The sequence below is a fragment of the Methylobacterium sp. TK31 genome (assembly GCF_055361545.1).
Genome location: NZ_CM143964.1, coordinates 2,269,810 through 2,289,363 on the forward strand (window position 1 = coordinate 2,269,810; position 19,554 = coordinate 2,289,363).

17 protein-coding genes are annotated in these 19,554 nt (G+C 68.4%); 9 read left to right on the top strand and 8 right to left on the bottom strand.

The features are described from left to right. Positions 1-722 precede the first annotated feature (722 nt). The 3 genes from gmd to ACXJY8_RS10415 form a co-directional block, all read right to left on the bottom strand. Complete coding sequence (gene gmd, locus ACXJY8_RS10405; RefSeq protein WP_463779652.1) at positions 723-1,769, bottom strand: GDP-mannose 4,6-dehydratase; 1,047 nt, start codon at positions 1,767-1,769, stop codon at positions 723-725. An 80-nt stretch (positions 1,770-1,849) separates the two neighbouring features. After that, positions 1,850-2,797, bottom strand: a complete 948-nt coding sequence (fcl, locus tag ACXJY8_RS10410) for a GDP-L-fucose synthase (RefSeq protein ID WP_463779655.1) — start codon at positions 2,795-2,797, stop codon at positions 1,850-1,852. 190 nt (positions 2,798-2,987) lie between these two features. Beyond that, positions 2,988-6,611 carry a rhamnosyltransferase WsaF family glycosyltransferase gene (locus ACXJY8_RS10415; RefSeq protein WP_463779657.1) on the bottom strand — a complete coding sequence of 1,208 codons (3,624 nt, stop codon included), beginning with the start codon at positions 6,609-6,611 and terminating at the stop codon, positions 2,988-2,990. A gap of 730 nt (positions 6,612-7,341) precedes the next feature. On the opposite strand from ACXJY8_RS10415, the gene ACXJY8_RS10420 reads away from it, so the two are divergent. Together ACXJY8_RS10420 and ACXJY8_RS10425 are read left to right on the top strand one after the other, a co-directional pair. Beyond that, positions 7,342-8,394, top strand: a complete 1,053-nt coding sequence (locus ACXJY8_RS10420) for a hypothetical protein (RefSeq protein WP_463779659.1) — start codon at positions 7,342-7,344, stop codon at positions 8,392-8,394. 85 nt (positions 8,395-8,479) lie between these two features. After that, positions 8,480-8,851, top strand: coding sequence for a hypothetical protein (locus ACXJY8_RS10425; protein WP_463779663.1), 372 nt, complete (start codon positions 8,480-8,482; stop codon positions 8,849-8,851). Positions 8,852-8,867: 16 nt separating this feature from the next. On the opposite strand, the gene ACXJY8_RS10430 is transcribed toward ACXJY8_RS10425, so the two are convergent. After that, positions 8,868-9,773: a ketopantoate reductase family protein gene (locus tag ACXJY8_RS10430; protein ID WP_463779666.1), complete on the bottom strand. Its 906-nt coding sequence runs from the start codon at positions 9,771-9,773 to the stop codon at positions 8,868-8,870. Between the two features lie 424 nt (positions 9,774-10,197). Between ACXJY8_RS10430 and ACXJY8_RS10435 the strand changes: the two genes are divergently transcribed. The 5 genes from ACXJY8_RS10435 to ACXJY8_RS10455 all read left to right on the top strand — a co-directional run bounded on the left by ACXJY8_RS10435 (position 10,198) and on the right by ACXJY8_RS10455 (position 12,638). Continuing rightward, positions 10,198-10,731, top strand: coding sequence for an Hsp20 family protein (locus ACXJY8_RS10435; protein ID WP_463779668.1), 534 nt, complete (start codon positions 10,198-10,200; stop codon positions 10,729-10,731). 95 nt (positions 10,732-10,826) lie between these two features. Then, the gene (locus ACXJY8_RS10440; protein WP_463779671.1) at positions 10,827-11,348 is read left to right on the top strand and encodes an Hsp20/alpha crystallin family protein; all 522 of its coding nucleotides are present in this window, start codon (positions 10,827-10,829) and stop codon (positions 11,346-11,348) included. 103 nt (positions 11,349-11,451) lie between these two features. Then, a complete protein-coding gene (locus tag ACXJY8_RS10445; RefSeq protein ID WP_463779673.1) occupies positions 11,452-11,841 on the top strand; it encodes a hypothetical protein in 390 nt (129 codons plus the stop codon). Between the two features lie 14 nt (positions 11,842-11,855). After that, a complete protein-coding gene (locus tag ACXJY8_RS10450; RefSeq protein WP_463779677.1) occupies positions 11,856-12,230 on the top strand; it encodes a hypothetical protein in 375 nt (124 codons plus the stop codon). An 18-nt stretch (positions 12,231-12,248) separates the two neighbouring features. Beyond that, complete coding sequence (locus ACXJY8_RS10455) at positions 12,249-12,638, top strand: hypothetical protein (protein ID WP_463779679.1); 390 nt, start codon at positions 12,249-12,251, stop codon at positions 12,636-12,638. Positions 12,639-12,888: 250 nt separating this feature from the next. Here the strand turns inward: ACXJY8_RS10455 and ACXJY8_RS10460 are convergent, their stop codons facing one another. Both ACXJY8_RS10460 and ACXJY8_RS10465 read right to left on the bottom strand, forming a co-directional pair. Continuing rightward, positions 12,889-13,269: a hypothetical protein gene (locus tag ACXJY8_RS10460; protein ID WP_463779681.1), complete on the bottom strand. Its 381-nt coding sequence runs from the start codon at positions 13,267-13,269 to the stop codon at positions 12,889-12,891. A gap of 318 nt (positions 13,270-13,587) precedes the next feature. Then, on the bottom strand, positions 13,588-14,001 hold the full coding sequence (locus ACXJY8_RS10465) for a DUF1236 domain-containing protein (protein WP_463779683.1): 414 nt from the start codon (positions 13,999-14,001) through the stop codon (positions 13,588-13,590). Positions 14,002-14,200: 199 nt separating this feature from the next. Here ACXJY8_RS10465 and ACXJY8_RS10470 point away from each other — a divergent pair, with 199 nt between their 5' ends. Together ACXJY8_RS10470 and ACXJY8_RS10475 are read left to right on the top strand one after the other, a co-directional pair. Beyond that, complete coding sequence (locus tag ACXJY8_RS10470; RefSeq protein ID WP_463779686.1) at positions 14,201-14,821, top strand: pyridoxamine 5'-phosphate oxidase family protein; 621 nt, start codon at positions 14,201-14,203, stop codon at positions 14,819-14,821. A 219-nt stretch (positions 14,822-15,040) separates the two neighbouring features. Further along, a complete protein-coding gene (locus ACXJY8_RS10475; protein ID WP_463779690.1) occupies positions 15,041-17,719 on the top strand; it encodes an MGH1-like glycoside hydrolase domain-containing protein in 2,679 nt (892 codons plus the stop codon). Here ACXJY8_RS10475 and ACXJY8_RS10480 read toward each other — a convergent pair. Beyond that, positions 17,716-18,498 carry an ABC transporter ATP-binding protein gene (locus ACXJY8_RS10480; RefSeq protein WP_463779694.1) on the bottom strand — a complete coding sequence of 261 codons (783 nt, stop codon included), beginning with the start codon at positions 18,496-18,498 and terminating at the stop codon, positions 17,716-17,718. The genes ACXJY8_RS10475 and ACXJY8_RS10480 overlap by 4 nt on opposite strands. Beyond that, positions 18,492-19,469 carry an ABC transporter permease gene (locus ACXJY8_RS10485; protein ID WP_463780523.1) on the bottom strand — a complete coding sequence of 326 codons (978 nt, stop codon included), beginning with the start codon at positions 19,467-19,469 and terminating at the stop codon, positions 18,492-18,494. The genes ACXJY8_RS10480 and ACXJY8_RS10485 overlap by 7 nt, the downstream gene beginning before the upstream one ends. Positions 19,470-19,554: the final 85 nt, after the last annotated feature.

Here is a 19,554-nt window from a genome sequence, read left to right on the forward strand (position 1 = left end):
TGTGAAGATTTTGTGGTCTTAGGTATATTCGGCTAGAGGGCTTATTAGGATTGCTATCTTATTAATTGAGACTGGGCATTTTTATAAGGCGCCCTCTAAATAACTCGGCACTATCTCGAACTCCACCACCAAAAATTATTTACCCAGGAAGTGGCCAAGCTGACATATAGACTGATCGCGCCTTTTCGCGCAGTCGTCTCGTCGCTTGAGCTTCTTCAGATCCTCCTAGAAGCAGTGAGTGATTTCTAGCCAGCGGACTCTTTGTACGGCGAATGGTGTTGCTTTGTGTTTCCACCAATTTGAAGTGGAGCTGGTAACTTTAGGGATAAGCATTTGGTGTTGTTTCCATCCGGGAAAACGACGAACTATAAAATAGGAAGAATCTATTGCGCACCCTATGTCTTGGCTTGGCGAATGAAGAGTGGCGCCTATGCGACCGTGATTTCGAGTATTTTAACTGGTACCAGAGAAGCTTTTCAATCAGCGGAGCGGTATATCCCAATATAACTTACAGAAAATTTGGTCCTAATATTTTGAGCTCCAGTCAATTTGATGGTTTGATAAAGAGGATTGCCTGGCAATCGATGCAAATTGGAATAAAGGATTTCCTTTCGGGTTTTTCAATAATTTAAGTGGATTAATAATAGCAGATATGTATTGATATTCTGTTAGTGCGCGAATGTCTCAGTTTGGAGGGAGTAAGGCGTTGCACGCTATATATTTTATCGTATGGCGGCAAGATCGGCGCGTACCATTTCTTCAACGAGGTCTGGAAACTGAACATTGTGTTTCCAGCCGAGCTTCTTCCATGCCTTGGTCGGATCGCCAAGGAGTTGTTCGACCTCCGTCGGCCGAAAATAGACCGGGTCGATCTTGACCAGAACCTGTCCAGTCTTCTCGTCGAGGCCCTGCTCTTCGACCCCCTCCCCCTGCCATACGATCGTCCGGCCGACCACGGCGAAGGAGCGTTCGACGAACTCGCGCACTGAGTGCATCTCGCCGGTGGCCAGCACGTAGTCGTCCGGCACGTCCTGCTGCAGGATGCGCCACATGCCCTCGACATAGTCGCGGGCATGTCCCCAGTCGCGCATGGCATCGAGGTTGCCGAGGTAGAGCGTCGGCTGCCGCCCGGCCTCGATCGCCGCGACCGCGCGGGTGATCTTGCGGGTGACGAAGGTCTCGCCGCGCGTCGGGCTCTCGTGATTGAACAAGATGCCGTTCGACGCATGCATGCCGTAGGCCTCGCGGTAATTCACCGCGATCCAGTAGGCGTAGAGCTTGGCCACCGCATAGGGGCTGCGCGGGTAGAACGGCGTGGTCTCGCGCTGGGGTACCTCCTGGACCTTGCCGTAGAGTTCGGAGGTCGAGGCTTGATAGAAGCGCGTCTTCTGGCTTAGGCCGAGGATACGGATCGCCTCGAGCAGCCGCAGCGTCCCGACAGCGTCAGAATTCGCGGTGTATTCCGGGGTCTCGAAGCTGACCTGCACGTGGCTCTGGGCGCCGAGATTGTAGACCTCGTCCGGCAGGGTCTCCTGCATGATCCGGATCAGATTGGTGGCGTCGGTCAGCTCACCGTAATGCATGTGAAAGTCGGTCGGCGCGAAGCGGGGATCTTCGTATAGGTGATCCACCCGCCCCGTGTTGAAGGACGAGGACCGACGCTTGATGCCGTGGACGATGTAACCTTTCTCCAGCAGCAGTGCCGCCAGATAGCCCCCGTCCTGACCCGTGATACCCGTGATCAGGGCGGTTTTCTGCGTGGTGGACATGCGTCGCTCCTAAGGTGGGGTCGCGCGGAACCGGGGGCGGGCGGAGATGGTGGGATCCGGGCCGATGCCTGCAGGCTCCATCAGGCCTCGGTATGATGGTCCCGGAACCAGATGTAGGCGCCCTGGATCCCCTCGCGCAGGCCAATCCGCGGCCGCCAGCCGAGGGCCTCCAGGCGGGTCGTGTCGAGGCGCTTGCGCGGCGTGCCGTCGGGCTTAGTCGTGTCGAAGACCAGTTGCCCTTGCCAGCCCAGCACCTCGGAAATCGTCTCGGCCAATGCGCGGATGGTGAGTTCCTGGCCCGACCCGACATTGATCGGACCCTCCTCCGAATAGGTCTTGATCAGGTGCACGCAGGCATCGGCGAGATCATCCACGTGGAGGAACTCGCGGTACGGGGTTCCCGTCCCCCACAGCGTGATGGTCTCTCGGTTCCGGCGCTTGGCCTCGTGCACCTTGCGCAGCAGGGCCGGCAGGACATGGCTTCCCCGGAGATCGTAATTGTCGCCCGGCCCATAGAGATTGGTCGGCATGGCCGATACGAAATCGCATCCGTGTTGCCGGCGATAGGCCTGACAGAGCTTGAGGCCGGCGATCTTGGCAATGGCGTACCACTCGTTGGTCGGCTCGAGCGGCCCGGTCAGAAGCGCGTCCTCGGCGATCGGTTGGGGCGCCATCTTCGGGTAGATGCAAGAAGAGCCGAGAAACAGCAGCTTCTCGACGCCGACCGCGTGCGCACTCTGAATGAGGTTCGCCTCGATCATCAGGTTGTCGTAGAGGAAGTCGGCCGGGGCGGTGTCGTTGGCGACGATCCCGCCGACCTTGGCGGCGGCCAGGATCAGCGCCTGCGGTCGTTCCGTCGTCATCCAGCGCTCCACCTCGGTCTGCCGGCGCAGATCGACCGTGTCTCGCCCCAGAGTCAGGATCGTGCAGTGCTCCGAGGCGAGCCGTCGCACGAGAGCCGATCCGACCATGCCCCGATAGCCGGCGACGAGGACGCGCTTTCCCGACAGATCGTACCTGGCACTCATCGGACGGCCGGATCCTCGAAAGACATGCTAATTATCGGAACCCAGTGTCAGAAATAAAAAGCGCTCGCTCGCGCGGCGCCAGCGAAGCCCAGATCGCCGCGAGGTGCTCTACCCGGCCACTGATACGCGACACGAACACAAGGCAAGTTCGGGCGACCCGCTGAGACCTCGACGGGCCGCGGCCGCTCGGTCAGGCCCGATCTACGAATAGCCGGGATGACATGTCTAGCCGGTAAGCCATGTCGTGACCAGCGCAACGCCCTTTCACGGTCGCCCGATTGTGCAGGTATCTTTTCGCGAGGACATCGTCGGTAATCCCCGTCCGCTGAGCGAACGCCCGGTCGCGCTCGTTCATCCCCTCGATCGCCGCCTCCGCGTCGGGGTGCAGCTCGATTCCGAAACGTTCGGCCCAGAACCGGCCCTCCGTGGCTGAGACAGCGTATTGCTGCGTCACGTCGAAGGCGTGGGAGTGGTAGACCACCGCTTCGTCGACATAGGCCTTCTGGAAGCCGAGCCGCAGGGCTTCCGCCGCCCAGATCTGGTCCTCGCCCCAATCCACCTCGGGATAGGGTAGGACCTTCCAGGCTTCCCGGGACATCGCCGAGTTGTTGTCGGAGTAGAACTGCATCGTCATCCCCCAGCTCTGACCGCCGGGGTAGAGGAAGCTCGGCAGGCCACCGTTGCGATCGATCACGTCGGGGAGCAGCGCGAGGCCGTCGAACATCTCCTGCATGTCGCGGCGCGTGAAGGGATCGTGTTCGGGATAGGCCTCGTGGCGTCCGATCACGCCCGCGACGCGCGGACCGCGCGCGAAGCCGCCGATCAGGGCCGACAGCCAGTGTGCGTCCCTCGGACAGGCATCCTGGGTGATGATCGCGACGTAGTCGCCCTCGGATCGGGCGATCCCGAGATTGCGCGTCCGGCCGTGCTGGAAGTCCGACTTGTCGATCGTCTCGACCCGGAACGGGCCGCCGCGCTCCCGCACGCGCTCCACGGTGCCGTCCGTCGAGCCGCTGTCGATGACGAGCACGTCGTAGGGGATATCACAATTCTGCTGGGACAACGCGTCGAGGACACGGGTGAAGTCCGGGCCGGCATTGTAGGTCGGGATGAAGACCGTGGCACGGGTGCCTTTCAGCGTGACGGGCGCGGGAAGCGTCGAGACGGAGACCGGTGTGAAGCCGGTCTCGCCGAGCCGCTCCAGGAGGGCGCCCTCCAACACGCGGGCGCTGCGTTCCCAGGAGGTCGCCTGCGTGAAGGCAAAGCCCCGAGCCCGTTGCAGGGCCTGGCGATCCGGATCCGCGGCGAGACTCTCGATCGCGTCGGCGATGGCGTAGGGCATCGGCCCCGCGAAAGTGACCTCGTCGTTCTTGAAGATCGCCCGGGTGCTCTCGGTGTCGATCTCGATGACCGGCAGGCCGCAGGCCATCATCTCCAGCGGAATCAGCGAATAGTTCGTCGTCGAGAAGACGACGCCGAGGTCGCAGGAGCGGTAAAGCTCGCCGAGCTCCTTCGGCGTCAGGATACCGTGCTGGACATGCGGGAACGCTTCGTCGAACTCCAGGTCCGCCTCACCGAACAACTCAGCCTGGAAAGAAAATCCGCGCTCTTGCAACAGGGCGAAAGCGGCGAAGCCAAGCGTGACCGCCCGGCGCGGCGTGTAGCGGCGTGCATAGAAGGCGATCCGGAGCGGCCGGTCGGCGAGCGCGGGCAGCGTCTTGCCCGGAAAATACACGTCGTGGTCGGCACAGAGCTCCCAGGCCCGCGCCCAGCCGCCACGCGCCTGCATACGCTCGAGGAGCCAGGTGCCGGCACAGAGATTGGCGAACCCGAAATCGTAGGTGGCCTCGGCGATCAGCGCGAGGTCCCCGGCGGCGTGGAAATAGGGCTCGAAGTCCTGGATCAGGTAGAAGCGTTCCTTGACGTTCTGCGCCTGCGCCACCGGATAGGCCGTCCAGCAATCCGTCGCGATGAGCACATCGGCCGAGATCTGCCGCACGTCGTCCGGCAGAAAGCGGACATGGACGCGCGAGCCGATCGGGCGATACCAGCGCTGGATCAGGCGCTTGGCCAGGGCCTGATCGGCGAGGTGGCCGGCATTCTGCAGCCAGAGGGTCTGGTGGTGTCCGAAGCGTTCGAGGTACTCGACGAGTCGGAAGATCGTCATGTGGCCACCGGCTCCCCCCTGCGCGAAGGCGGGCAGGACCCAGTGCACGTCGAGGGCTTCCGGGTTGTAGAGGCGGTTGACGGGCGCTACCGGCAGCGGCGGCCGACGGGCGATCCGCGGCGTATCCCGGGGCCAGAGCGTGGCCGCCGCCGCCGTGCTGCTCTCGCGATCAGGCAGCCCCGAGACCGGAATCAGGCGCTCCCGGCGTTCGGTCATGTAGTTGCGCACCGCGTAGCCCGAGGCGCGCACCACCAGCGTCATGATCCGCTCCAGGGCATGCGCGAGCGTCAGGTCGACCTGATCCGCCTCCTCCTCGAATCGCTCGAGGGTCGTCAGGGCATCGGCGAGCCGCGCCAGGCCCGCGGTCCGGTACCAGGCCATCGACCCGGCCGGGTAGTCCGGCTGGATGCCGGCATCGGCCGGAAGTCCGAGGGCCGCGAGGAAGTCACCGATCGCGCGGCTGTTCTGCTCAACATTCACGTATTCCCGGATCCGGTAGAAGTTGCGCGGATACAGGCAGCCGAGCTTCGGGTCCGCAGCGAAGCGCTCCAGGACCCAGTCGACCAGCGCCTTCGATCCGAGAGTCTGATCGAACAGGTAGTGCCGCCACTCCGTCCCCCAGTCGACATGGGCGCTGACCTTGGTGTGCAGATGGAGGACGATGTCGAACGCGCGCCAGATGTCCTGGCACCCCACCAGGAAGGGGGCGATGTCACGGCCGCGGTTCGGCACGACCCGGATTTCGGTGGGCTGCGCGACGGCATGCCGGGCCAGCGCGCGGGCGATGAACTGCGCATCGGCCGAGGAGACGGCGGTGAGGACGAGGGTGGCGTTTGCCGGCAGGTTGTGGAAGCCCGGGATCAGCTCCTTGATCAGCTCCGGGTAGAAGCAGTGTGCGTGAACGCAGAGGCGAAGGGTGGACTTGGTCGCCTCGGCGGAGCGGCCTCTCAGATCGACGAAGATCGACTCGGCGTTCGCCGTCCGGGGGACGATGCGCTGCACCTGATCGTGATAGGTGTCGATGAGGCTTTGCCCGCGGCCATCGAGCGTCGCGAACTTTCGGTGATAGAAGTAGGCCTCGATGGTCGAGGAGGGATCCCGGTATTCGTACTGTCCGAAATGGACAAAATGCTGGAGCGCATCCGTGTTCGCGTCGGCGACATCAAGATTGTGGGAGAGATAGAATTGAGCATCGAAAACGGGCTTGAACGTCGCGATTGCCGCAGCAGATGTCACGGGCTTGATCGGGGGGCAGTCGCGCCAATGATAGCTTCCATAGAGAGCGAGACAATACTCTGCGGGCGTCTGGACTGAGAAGTCGAGGGTCGGATGCGCTATGCCAAAGGCATGCGCATCGAAGTCGTCGGACGGCCGACGAAATTCCGAGCCTCCATTTAACAAGTAGTGGATCAGCGGATTGATGCCGATGTCTTGGACATCGCGATAGGCTGTGATGTAAAACTGTGTGTCAAAGAAGGGGGAGGGCCTGAAGCCCATCTTCCAGCCGATCGTGTGAAAATGCTTCTCCGCACTGACGTGCCGCCCGATGGCGTAATTGCTTCTGTAGAATTTTTTGTCGAACAGATTGGTCTTGCGGATTAAACTGATGTGTCGCTGAAAAGACTTTCTTTTCCGCAAAAAATGCATCGTAATTCAGACCTTGCCGTGGAAACGCGATACGAGTGTCGAAAGAAAGCGTCTCGAGATCAAGAAGCGAAGACCAGCGATGCGTCCCGCGAAGGCGATCCGAAGCGGGCCGGCCGACCGCGATGAGCCGACCCTCAATCATGCCGTCGGCCTGATAGCATCCGACCTTTGGCGGCGGCAACGCATTCTCGGGACGAACGCCGTGCCGACGGAGAACATCCGCGATCCGTGATCGTCGCCGTTCCGATCGCCCACCTCATCGTGCGGGAAGCTCGGCTTTTCACATCGTGGTAGCCGTTGCGTGCGTCTTCGATATCCCGATCGATGTCTATGAGTCGGTAGGTTTCCCGCTATATTCACCATCGGCGAGGTGTTTGGGTCTTCCGGATCTGACCGTATGAGGATCCGGCACGGCGCCCTGCCGGCGGTAGTCGTCACCGTCTTGCCATGCTGGCTGAAGGGTTTGAGAACCGCGCGGGTTCGAAGATTTTCGAAATGATGTGTCAGGGCCGCAATGATCGGGTTCGGAGGGCGTCGCCCGCTCGGGTTTGCACCGCAGAACGGGCTTCGGATTCGTGTACCGACGTAACCCAGTGTCACCAAAGGTTCCGAGCAATCATCCCAAAGTAGAATCTTCGCATGACGCCACCTCCAATTGTGCCCGCTTCTCAGTTCATGGACGTCGTTGAAAGCAATCTACACGGCGCGGGGCGATGGTCTCGGCACTCGAATGCTCTCCGCACTCTATGCCCGCATCTTGGCGCAGCAGCTCGGCCTGCCGCTCAAGGTGATCTGGTCGCCGCTCGGCGGCGCGAGCATCTACGCCGATTGCGTCCTCATGCACCCCAGGTTCCTGCTCGAGATCTTCGCCGACCGGGCCCTGTTCACGGACGCGGATCCGGGTCTGGCCGGAGAGATCCTGACGAGCGAGCAGGTCGCGCATGTCCGGCTCCGCGGCCTGTATCACGCCGCCGACGCGCTCTCGGGCCTGAGCCGGCAGGACCTGCCTGCGGCGCTCGATGAGGGCGAGGACCTGCTCTACGACTTTCCGGGGCCGCTCCTCGGCTTCATGGCCGCCGAGACCGATCTCCGAGCCGCCCTGGCGGCCGCGTGGTCGAAGGTCAACTGGAGCGCGCCGGTGCGCGAGGCCATCGGGTTCGTTGGCGGGCGCATCGACCTCCCGACCTGCACCGCAGTTCACGTCCGCCGCGGCGACATCCTCGATGTCGTCAATCGCGGCGATCTGGACCATCTCGTCAACGACGGCATGGTTCAGATCCTGCAGCGCTATACGCCGCTCAGCGCATTCTTCCGGCAGATCGACACGTCGATCCTGTCGGGAGACATCCTGGTCTGCACCGAAGACGAGGAGGTGGTGCGCCGATTCGGCGATCGTTACGGGCGGGCACGCGTCGCGTCGAGCGTCGGGCTCAGCCTGACCGAGAACCAGCGCGCGGCCACCGACCTGCTGCTGCTCTCGAAGGCCCGGCAGATCTTCGCGCCGGCCGTGAGCTACTTCTCGCATTGCGCCGCCGCCGTCAGCGGCGCCCGCCTCGTCAACACGGCCTGGGAGCTCGAGGCGAGCGTGACGGAGATCCTGGCGTTCGTCGATCGGGGCGACGCCGAGCGGCTGCGACAGATCTCGGCCATCGCCTATGCCGCCGCGAGCCGCCTGGTCGCCGGCCAGGACCCGAGCCTCGCGCTGCGGTTCCGGGCTCAGGCCTCGGGCTTCGACGCCGGTCTGGTGCGCCGCGTCCTCGGCGAGCCGCAACCCGCCGTCTGATCCGTCCCGACGCGCTGTCGCCGGGGGCCATCCGGGCGCGGCGACGCGGCCCCGGGAAGAATGCTAGGATACGGCGTCGACGCGTGTGAGCGGAGAATTCGGCGGGAGCCTGCGCATGGGGGTCTGGAATCCATCACTCTGGGCGGCCCTGCTCATCGTCGGCGGCCCTGCCCTGCCGGCCGCCGCGGGATCGACGCGGGGCTCGGATCTCGTCGGCCGGTGGGTGAGCGACGGCCTGGTGCTGACCGTCGATCAGGATGCGGTCCAGGCGAATCGCGACCCGGCCAAGCCGTTCCAGTGGGACGCGCTCCACGTGCTCGACCGGACCGACAACATGATCGTCTTCGACATCGGCAAGGAGCGCTTCATCGGGCTGCTGGACGGGGACCGTCTCACGCTGACCCAGTCGGGCGTGCCCGGATCGCACGAATTGCACCGCGAGCCCCGGAACCGCTGACCCGGCCGGACCTCCGTCAGGCGGGGGCCGGCACCGCGCGGGCCTCGGCCGCGAGCACGAGGGCGACGAGCGTCCGGTTGACCGGCGTGGCGATGCCGGCGGTCTGCCCGGCACGCAGGATGAACCCGTTGAGATGCGTGATCTCGCTGGGCCGGCCCCGCGCCAGATCCTGGGCGGTCGAGGAGAGCTGGTCCGGCATGGTCGCCGCGAGGGCCAGGACCTGGGCCAGGATGTCGGGCGGCACCGTGATGCCGGAGGCCTCGGCGACGGCGACGCATTCGGCCACGAGGTCCGTCATCACGGCGTCGATGCCGGGCACGGCGAGCAGGCGGCCGTAGGGAAGCTGCGTGATCGCCGAGAGGGCGTTGTAGGCGCAGTTGACGATCAGCTTGCCCCAGAGGGCGTCGAGGGCCCGGGGCGACACTTCCGTCGGGATGCCGGCTTGTGCGAACAGCGCCGCCACCGCGTCGCTGCGGGGGAACGGCCCCATCACCACGTCGCCGCGTCCGTAATGCCGGACGTGGCCGGGCCCCGGCATCCCGGTCGCGACGTAGACGGCCACCGGCACCACCGGCCGGCCGAGCACCGCGGCGAGGCGCTGCGGGTTGTCGACCCCGTTCTGGAAACTCAGCACCGCCGCGTCCGGCGCCAGGAAGGGGGCGATCGCCCGGCCGACCGACTCGGTGTCGCCGGACTTGACGCAGACCAGCACCAGATCGGCGCCCGCTACCCCCTCCGCGCCGGTCGTCGCCCGCAGGCGCACGGTCTCGCGCCCGGTCGCGGTCTCCAGGATGAGGCCCCGCGCGTTGATCGCATCGGCGTGGCTCGCGCGTCCGACCAGGGTGACCGCGGCCCCGGCGCGCGCCAGCAGGGCGCCGTAATAGCATCCGACCGACCCCGCTCCCATCACGGCGACCTTCATTGCATCCGTCTCCCTCGGTTCGAGCCCATCGACGAGGGCGCCGTGCCGGGCCGGCCGCAGGCGGCCGGTCCCGGGTCGGGAGGGTGCCGCATTCCGCCGGCGGCTCCAAATCCCGCGCTCGACCCGAACGATGGACCGGCCAGAGCGGACTCATCCGGTCCGGTCGCCGACAGGGTCGAGCCTTGGAGCGTTCCTCCGACAGACACCAGAGCCCCGTCCCTGTTCCGACCCCCTGCGGGCCGCCCGGCGCCATACGTCACACGAGGGTCTTGAAGGCCGGGCCCTGGAAAAATTCGGCAACGGCCGGGAACCGGCTGCGAACCCCCACGTTACGCGCGTGCGAGGCTCGAAGGCTCGCGATCAGGGCGCCGGCTCACGGGGCCGGCGTCCCTCGTCATCACGTTGCTCAACGGAGGATGTGGTCATGAGGACGTACGATGTGTCCCCCCTGTTCCGGTCCTCGGTCGGTTTCGACCGGCTGTTCGACCTGCTGACCCAGGCCGAGCGTGTGGAAGCGTCTACCGCTTGGCCGCCCTACAACATCGAGAAGGCGGCCGAGGACAGCTATCGCATCACCATGGCGGTGGCCGGCTTCACCCCGGACGAGATCGACCTCGTCCAGCACGACACCACCCTGCTGGTCACGGGCCAGAAGAAGGGCCCGGAGGGCGAGCGCCAGTACCTGCACCGGGGCATCGCCGCCCGGTCGTTCCGCCAGACCTTCAACTTGGCCGAACACGTCACCGTGCTGGGTGCCGCCCTGGAGAACGGCCTGCTCACGATCGAGCTCAAGCGCGAGGTGCCCGAGGCCCTGAAGCCGCGCCGCATCGCGATCGGCTCGCCGCAGGGCCCGGTCGGACAGGACAATGCACCCGCGGCACCCGCGCGAACCGTGGCGGCGCCGTCCGGCGAGACCGAGGCCATCCGGTACGGGGCCGGGCAGCCCGAAGCCGCCTGAGCGGTCGGGCCGGCCCCCTTCAACCGTGAGCCCCTGTGCGGGCCGTCGGGTCCGCCGGGGTCGAACCAACGTCAACCATGCTGATGGAGAGAGCCATGAGTGTGAGAGATCTGCTTCCCTGGAATCGCAACGCGGGCGCCGCCGTGCCGGGCCCGATGCGCTCCGAACCGCTGAGCCCGTTCCTGACGCTCCACCGCGAGATGAACCGGCTGTTCGACGAAGTCTTCACCGGCCTGAACGGCATGCCCGCCCTCGGCCGGGCCGGCACCGGCTGGCCCAGCGTCGAGGTCGTCGAGACGGATCAGGGCCTGCAGGTGTCGGCCGAGCTGCCGGGCCTCGACGAGAGCGACGTCGAGGTGCTGATCGAGGACGGTGTCCTCACCCTGCGCGGCGAGAAGCGCTCGGAGACGAGCGACACGGCCCGCGGCTACACCGAGCGATCCTACGGCCGCTTCGAGCGGACGATCGCGCTGCCCTTCGCCGTCGAGGAGGACAAGGCGCACGCCACCTTCCGCAACGGGGTGCTCAGCGTGACCCTGCCCCGCTCGGCCCAGGCTCCCGCCTCGGCGCGCCGCATCGCGATCAGCGGCGGCACGCCCGGCGAGACGGCCCACTGACGGGCACCCGGAACGCCTGACGCGGCGGGCGGGGACCCTGGGGGTCGCGCCCGCCGATCCAGCGCTGATCGAATGATCCCTCGCTCACGAAGAGGAGGATGTGATGCACCTGTCGGACACCCCCATCGAGCGCCTCGGCCCCCTCGCCTCGGCCACCCTGCGGGCGACGGCCGTCGAGCCTTTCGAAGCCTTCGTCGCGCCGGGCGACGTCTTCCGGCACCCGCGCGAGGTGCTGGCCTATCCCGGCCTGTCGATCGCCGAGAAGCGGGCCATCCTGGCCTCCTGGGCCTCGGATTCCCGCGCCGTCGAATCCTGCCCGGCCCTGCGCTGCCTCGAGGGCTGCCGGGCCGAGCCGGTTCCCCTCGACGCGGTGCTGGCCGCGCTCCAGGCCCTGGACGCGATGCCGGCGATCCCCTCCGTCCCGCCCGTGATCCTGGCGGATCGGGCGGCGCGGTCCCCCGGCGATCCGCCGTCGGCGGACGGCCTCAACTGAGCGGGAGGTGCGGCATGCCGAACCTCCTGCGCAGACCATGGCCTCTCCGGCTCGGGTCCCCTCGAGCGGACGGGCGCCGGTGGACGACCGGGTCGCCGGCCGCGGCCGACGCCACGCGGCTCATCGACGGCCTGCTCACGACCGGCCTCTGCATCGGGCTCGCCGCGCTCCTGCCGGCCTCGCTGACGGGGCCGGCCCTGGCGGCCCTGCTCGGCGCCGCCGGCGGGCTCTGGCTCGCCGTGGCCGTCACGGGCGACGAGGCGCGCTTCGCTTCGCGCCGCGCCACGGCCTCGGCGGCGGACAGCCGGGCGGTGACGGCCTGTGACATGGCCCTGGTCTTCCTCGCCGCCGGCGCCGCCGTGCGGACGGCCGCCCTGCCCTGGCCCTGACGGCAGCGGGAGACGGCCATGATCACGGTCATGAGCAACCTCGAACGCATGGTGCGGCACCGAACGCCCCGGCTTGCCGTCGTTGCCGGCCCCGGGCGCCCCGATCCGGACTGGGAGCGGGCGCTGCTCAACCCGGCCGCGGTGTTTGGCACCGTGCGGGCGGTCCTCGATCACCCGCGCCTGACGCGCGGCGTCAAGCGGGAGATCCTGCGGCGCTGGGCCTGGGACGAGCACCTCAAGGAGCTGGCCGCCTCCGAGGGCATGGCGGAGGGGGAGCCCTCGCGCCTCGACGAGGTCCGGGCCGCGCTGCTCGGGCTCGACGCGGTCCGGCCGCCGGGGCCGTCGGCCCCCGCGGCGGGGATTCCGTGCCCGCTCCCGCGCGCGGCGGAGGAAAGCCTCGCCGCCTGACGTCACCGGCGCAGCCGGCCCCCCTCGACAGGTGCCGCTCGGGCCTGTCCGCCCGGCTCGCCTAACCAACGGGACGACCTTTGCTTCTCGGGAGGAGGGTCACGACGATGAGAGGCACCACACACGGCGATCCGACACGGTTCGGCCTTCTCTGCGCGGGGCTCGGCGTCCTGCTCCTGCTCTTCGGGCGACGAAGGCCGGCGAGGTTTGAGCCGCCGGCCCGCGCCATCGGGGCCGGCGGCGCCGCGCGTCAATCGTAGGGGTCGTAGGCCGGTCCGTCGCCGTAGCCCACCGGGCGCGGGCCGAAGCGGCGGGGGCCGTAGACGCCCTCGCGCTCTACCACCACGTCGCGGACCACGGGCCGGGGCCGGTACACCACCGGCGGCTCCTCGATCACCTCGCGCACGAACCGGCGCGGCGGCACCACGGGACGCTCGACGATGACCTCCCGGACGATGTCGCGGGGCGGGACGACGACGCGCCGCTCCACCACCGTGCGGCGGGTCACCACCGTCTCGGGTTCGTCATAGGCGTCGTAGCCGTAATCGGCCGCCCGGGCGGACGAGGGCCCCAGAAACGCGCCGGAGATCAGTCCGGCAGCGGCGAGCCCGGCCAGTGCGATCTGTCTCATGCTCTCGAATCCTCATCGTCGTCGAACAGGGCCGCGCACGGCGGCCATGCCCGATAACGCGAAAGGGCGGCGTTTGGCCGACTCGGTTCGGCGGACGACCGCCGCCGCGCCGTCGCGCGGGCGGACCGCGATCGGGTCGGGCCCATCGCGGTCTGGTCTCATACGGTTTCCTGTGCGCGACGCGCTCCCTCTCCTGGAAGGAGAGGGCTGGGGTGAGGTGTGGTCCATCTCCGGAAAGGTCACACACCTCACCCTGTCCCTCTCCTTCCAGGAGAGGGGACCCGCGCCAGAACCCGAACGATTCAGCCGGAAACGGTCTCAGTCGATGACCTCGACCACCCGCCGGGTGCCCGGCTCGACCAGCACCGGGTGGTCGTTGACGATGGTGTAGTTGTAGCCCTTGAGGGCGAATTCCGCGGGGACGTCGTAATAGACCACGCCGTCCTCGGGCAGCACCGCGCCGACCCGGACGGTGCCTGCATAAACGTAGGACGGGCGCCGCTCGGCGCTGGCATAGATCCGGAAGCGCTCGCGCCGGTCGACACCGAGGATGCCGTTGGCCGTGCCGACGGCGGCGCCGATCGCGCCGCCCACCACCGCGCCCAGGGGCCCGGCCGCCAGCTCGCCCCGGGCGGCCCCTTCCTGCGCGCCCTGGACGAGGCCCTGCGCCTGGGCGGCGCCGAGACCGGCCAGGACGAGGGCCGAGGCGGCGGCGAGAATCTTGAGGGTCATGGGGACGGCTCTCCGGTCGGACTGAAGCGTGGCTGTGAGGGGGCAACGCGGATCGTCGCCTCCAGTGCCGGCGGCGCGGCCGACAATGGCCGCCCGTGGCGCGGCGGACACAGCGGCGTCACGGGGCTCGGTCATGGCTTGGCCGAAGCGGGAACGGGTCCGGTTCCTGCCGGGACCCATCAGGCTGGGAGGAGGACCGATGGCGGCCGTCGAGACGATCGAGGCGCTGGAGCGCATCTATGGAGATTTCGGCGTCGTCGGCGAGTCCGCGACGGCCAAGGTCGCCGACCACGTCACCCTGGATTACGCGCGCTTCATCGCGGCGGCCCCCTTCCTCGCCCTCGCGACCGTCGGCCCGGAGGGGCTGGACTGCTCGCCGCGCGGCGACGTCCCGGGCTTCGTGCGCGTCGCCGACCCGCGCACGCTCGTCCTGCCGGACCGGCGCGGCAACAACCGGATCGACAGCCTGCGCAACGTGGTGCGCGACCCGCGGGTCGGGCTGATGTTCCTCATCCCGGGCATCGGCAACGCACTGCGCGTCAACGGCCGGGCGGTGATCGAGGACGACCCGGCCCTGCTCGCCAGCCAGTCCGTCGACGGCAAGGCGCCGCGCACCGCCCTGGTGGTCCGCGTGGGCGAGGTCTATTTCCAGTGCGCCCGCGCGCTGATCCGGTCCGGCCTGTGGCGCCCGGAGAGCCGGGTCGATCCCCGATCCCTGCCGAGCCCCGGCCGGATCCTGGCCGGGCTGAGCGAGGGCCGCCTCGGCGGCAAGGCCTACGACGCGGCCTGGGCCGAGCGGGCGCGGCAGACGATGTGGTGACCGCCGGGGCGCGATCCGCGCCCGGCACGCAGGCGAATTCGCACCGCCCCTGGCCGGCTTGGCGCTGATGATGCATCTGAGCCGCCTCTCGTCCCGCAGGCCCCCGGACCCGATGACCGCCTTCCAACCTCGTCCCCGCGCCGTTTCGGCCGCCCGCCCTGCCCCGTTCCGGACCGGAACGGGGCCGGCGCGGCGAACCGGCGGCACCGGGAGGCCGGCATGAGCGAGCTCGACGGCTGGGCGGAGCGGCGCCGCATCGCCGAGCAGGGGCGCGGCGAGCGGCCCTGGTCCCTCTGGGGGCCGTATCTCAGCGAGCGCCAGTGGGGCACGGTGCGGGAGGATTACAGCCGCGACGGCAATGCCTGGCGCTCGCTGCCCCACGACGAGGCGCGCTCGCGCGCCTATCGCTGGGGCGAGGACGGGCTCGCCGGCCTCTGCGACGAGCGCGGGCAGATGTGCCTCGCCCTCGCCCTGTGGAACGGGCGCGACCACATCCTCAAGGAGCGGCTGTTCGGCCTCGCCAACGAGGAGGGCAACCACGGCGAGGACGTCAAGGAGGTCTACCACTACCTCGACGCGGTCCCGAGCCACGCCTACCTCAAGTTCCTCTACCGCTATCCCCAGGGGGCCTATCCCTACGACGAACTCGTGCGCGAGGGCCTGCGGCGCGGCCGCGACCAGCCGGAATACGAGATCGAGGACACGGGGCTGTTCGCCGAGAACCGCTTCTTCGACGTCACCGTGGAATACGCCAAGGAGGACGTGGAGGACCTCCACGTGGTGATCACGGCGGTGAATCGCGGCCCCGAAACCGCGGACCTGCACATCGTCCCGCAGCTCTGGTTCCGCAACACCTGGTCCTGGCGCGAGACGGCCGCGCAGAGCCGCCCCAGCCTGACCCTGCGCCCCGACGGCGGCATCGCCTGCGACCATCCCCGCCTCGGGCCCTACCGGCTCAACTTCGACGGCTATCCCGATCCGCTCTTCTGCGAGAACGACACCAACCTGCGCCTGCACGGCTGGGAGCCCGACGCGCCCGGCCCGTTCAAGGACGGCCTGCACGCGGCGATCGTCGACGGCGACGACGGCGCCGTGCGGCGCGATGCCGGCACCAAGGTCGGGCTGCACTACTTCCGCCAGCTCGAGCCGGGGGAGACCACCCGGGTCACCCTGCGCCTCTCGGCCGGCGCGCGCCTGCGCCCGGTGGACCGCGAGGGCACCATCGTGCACCGCCGCATCGCCGAGGCGGACGCCTTCTACGAGGCGCTGCAGGACGGCATCGGGGACGCCGATTCCCGCGCCATCCACCGGCAGGCCGCCGCCGGCCTGATCTGGTCGAAGCAGCTCTATGCCTACGACGTCCGGCTCTGGCTCAAGGGCGACCCGCTCCAGCCCGTGCCGCCGCGGGAACGCGACAACGGCCGCAACGCGCATTGGCGCCACTTCGCCGCGGCGGACGTGCTCTCGATGCCGGACACCTGGGAATATCCCTGGTTCGCCGCCTGGGACCTCGCCTTCCACTGCCTGCCGCTCGCGCTGCTCGATCCGGACTTCGCCAAGAAGCAGCTCCTGCTCCTCACCCGCGAATGGTACATGCACCCCAACGGCCAGCTGCCGGCCTACGAGTGGGAGTTCGGCGACGCCAACCCGCCGGTCCATGCCTGGGCGACCTACCGGGTCTTCGAGATCGACCGCGACCGGCGCGGCGGCCGCGGCGACCTCGCCTTCCTGGAGGGCGTGTTCCACAAGCTCCTGATCAACTTCACCTGGTGGGTGAACCGCAAGGACGCGGACGGCCGCAACGTCTTCCAGGGCGGCTTCCTCGGCCTCGACAATGTCGGGGTGTTCGACCGCTCGCGCCCGCCGCCGGGCTTCGGCCGTATCCACCAGGCTGACGGCACCGCCTGGATGGCGATGTACGCCCTCAACATGATGCGCATCGCCCTCGAACTGGCGCTCCACAACGACGTCTACGAGAGCACCGCCTCGAAGTTCTTCGAGCACTTCCTCCTCATCGCCGAGGCGATGACCGACATGGGCGGCGAGGGCTTCGGCCTCTGGGACGAGGAGGACGAGTTCTACTACGACGAGGTCGACATCCCGGGCGGCGGCATGCTGCCCCTGCGGGTCCGCTCGGTGGTGGGGCTGGTGCCGCTCTTCGCCGTCGAGGTGATCGAGCCCTGGGTGCTCCAGCGCCTGCCCGATTTCGCCCGGCGCCTGAACTGGCTCCTGGAGAACCGCCCCCACCTCGCCTGCCTGGTCTCGCGCTGGGACGAGGGCGGCGTGCAGGACCGCAAGCTCCTGTCGCTGCTGCGCGGCCACCGGATGAAGGCGCTCCTGCGCCGGATGCTCGACGAGGCCGAGTTCCTCTCGGCCCACGGCATCCGCTCCCTCTCGAAGGCGCACCGGGACCAGCCCTACGCGCTCAACGAGTTCGGCGCCTCCTTCACGGTCCGCTACGACCCAGCCGATTCCACCTCGAACATGTTCGGCGGCAACTCGAACTGGCGCGGGCCGGTCTGGATGCCGATGAACTACCTCATCATCGAGGCCCTGCGCCGCTTCCACACCTATTACGGCGACGACTTCCTGGTGGAATACCCCACGGGCTCGGGCGACCACCTCACCCTCGCGGCCATCGCGGACGCCCTGGAGGACCGGCTGATCGCCCTGTTCGCCAAGGACGCGGAGGGCCGCCGCCCGATCTTCGGCGACCGCCCGCCGATCCCGGCCGCCCCCGGCGCCGAGGAGGCGCTGCTGTTCCACGAGTTCTTCGACGGCGACACCGGCCGCGGCCTCGGCGCCTCGCACCAGACGGGCTGGACGGCGCTGATCCTGAACCTGCTGCACACCCGCGCCCGGCGGTCCCCCGCCCCGCCCTCCGGGGACCCGTCCTAGGCGTCGTGCCCAAGGATCGCCAGGATCTCCCGGCGCCGGCGGATCAGGTCGGGGTCGTCGCGGTGGCGCGGATAGGGCGCGTCGTTGGCGATGTCGGCGCGGATGCGCGCCGGGCGGTCGCTGAGAACGACGACCCGCTGGGCGAGCACCAGCGCCTCCTCCACGTCGTGGGTGACGAGGATGGCGGTCAGCCCGGTCTCCTGCCAGAGCCGGACGAGCTCGCCCTGCAGGGTCAGCCGGGTCAGGGCGTCGAGCTTACCCAGGGGCTCGTCGAGGAGGAGCAGGCGCGGATCGTTGACCAGCGCCCGGGCCAGGGCCGTGCGCTGGGCCATGCCGCCGGAGAGCTGGTGCGGATAGGCGTCGGCGAAGTCGGCGAGGCCGACGCGGGCCAGCGCGGCGTCGACCCGGTGCCTGTTGTGGCGCAGCAGGCCGCGGGCCTCGAGGCCGAGCGACACGTTCCCCCGCACCGTCCGCCAGGGATAGAGCGTCGGGTCCTGGAAGACGAGGAGCCGGCTCGGATCGGGGCCGGTGATGGCCACGCCGTCGAGGTCGAGGCGGCCGGCATCCGGGGGTTCGAGGCCGGCGGCGAGGCGCAGCAGGGTCGACTTCCCGCAGCCCGAGGGGCCCAGCAGCGCAACGAAAGCGCCGGGCTCGATCGCGAGATCGATGCGGTCGAGGACGGGCAAAGGCGCGTCCTTGATCCGGAAGGCGTGGGAGACGCCGCGGATGTCGAGCGCCGCGCCGCGGGGCGTCGCGTGCGCAAGCGGGGCGGCTACCATTGGACGAGGCCTTTCTGCCAGGACAGCACCCGGTCGCGCAGGCGGAACAGCAGGGTGATGAGGCTCGAGCACATCAGCGCCATGGCGATGAGCGCGGCGTACATGTTGGCGTAGGCCGCCCAGCCCTGCGCCCATTGCAGGTACCAGCCGAGGCCGGACTTCACGCCGAGCATCTCGGCCACGACCAGCACGGCGAAGGAGGCCCCGAGCCCCATGAACAGCCCGACGAAGACGTGCGGCAGGGCCGCCGGGATCGCCACCTTGCGGATCAGGAAGCTCTGCGACGCCCCGAGGGTGCGGGCGACGTCGTAATAGGATTTGTTGGCCGCCGCGATGCCCGACCAGGTCAGCACCGTGACCGGGAAGCCGGTGGCCAGAGCCACCAGGAAGGTCGAGGCCGACCAGGACGAGGGGAACACGAAGAAGGCCAGGGGCAGCCAGGCGGTGGCCGGCAGCGGGCCGACGAAGCGCAGCACGGGATGAACCCAGTAGCCGGCCCTGCGCGACCAGCCTACCGCGACGCCGAGGGCGAAGCCCGCCAGCGCCCCGAGCAGGTAGCCCCCCGCCAGGAGTTTCAGCGAGGCCAGGATGCTGCCGCCGAGCTTCGGCCAGTCTTCCAGGAAGACTTCGAGGATGGCCTGGGGCGGCGGAAAGAACGGCATCGGCAGGAGCGCGTACTTCGCCGTGACGAGTTCCCAGGCGATTAGGCCGAGGCCGAGCACCAGGAGCCACGGCCCCCAATGCCCGAGGCGCGCACCAAGCCGCCCGAGCCGGGTCCGGACGAGGCCGGCCAAGACCAGGACGCCGCCGAACACCGCGGCGCCCTGGGCGAGGACCGCCGTGTAGGGGAAGTCCCCGTCCTCGGGCAGGCCGGTGGCGACCGCCGCCAGGCCGAGCCAGGCGACTCCGGCCGCGACGACGCGCCATCCGATCGCGCCGGTGCGGCGCAGGCCGGCGGCCGCATCGCCGATGCGCGGCCGGGCCGGTCCCCTCGTGGCGTCCGGGGAGCGGGTTGCCCCGGCGCGGCCGCGCCGCGGGAGGGCGTTCGAGAGGGCG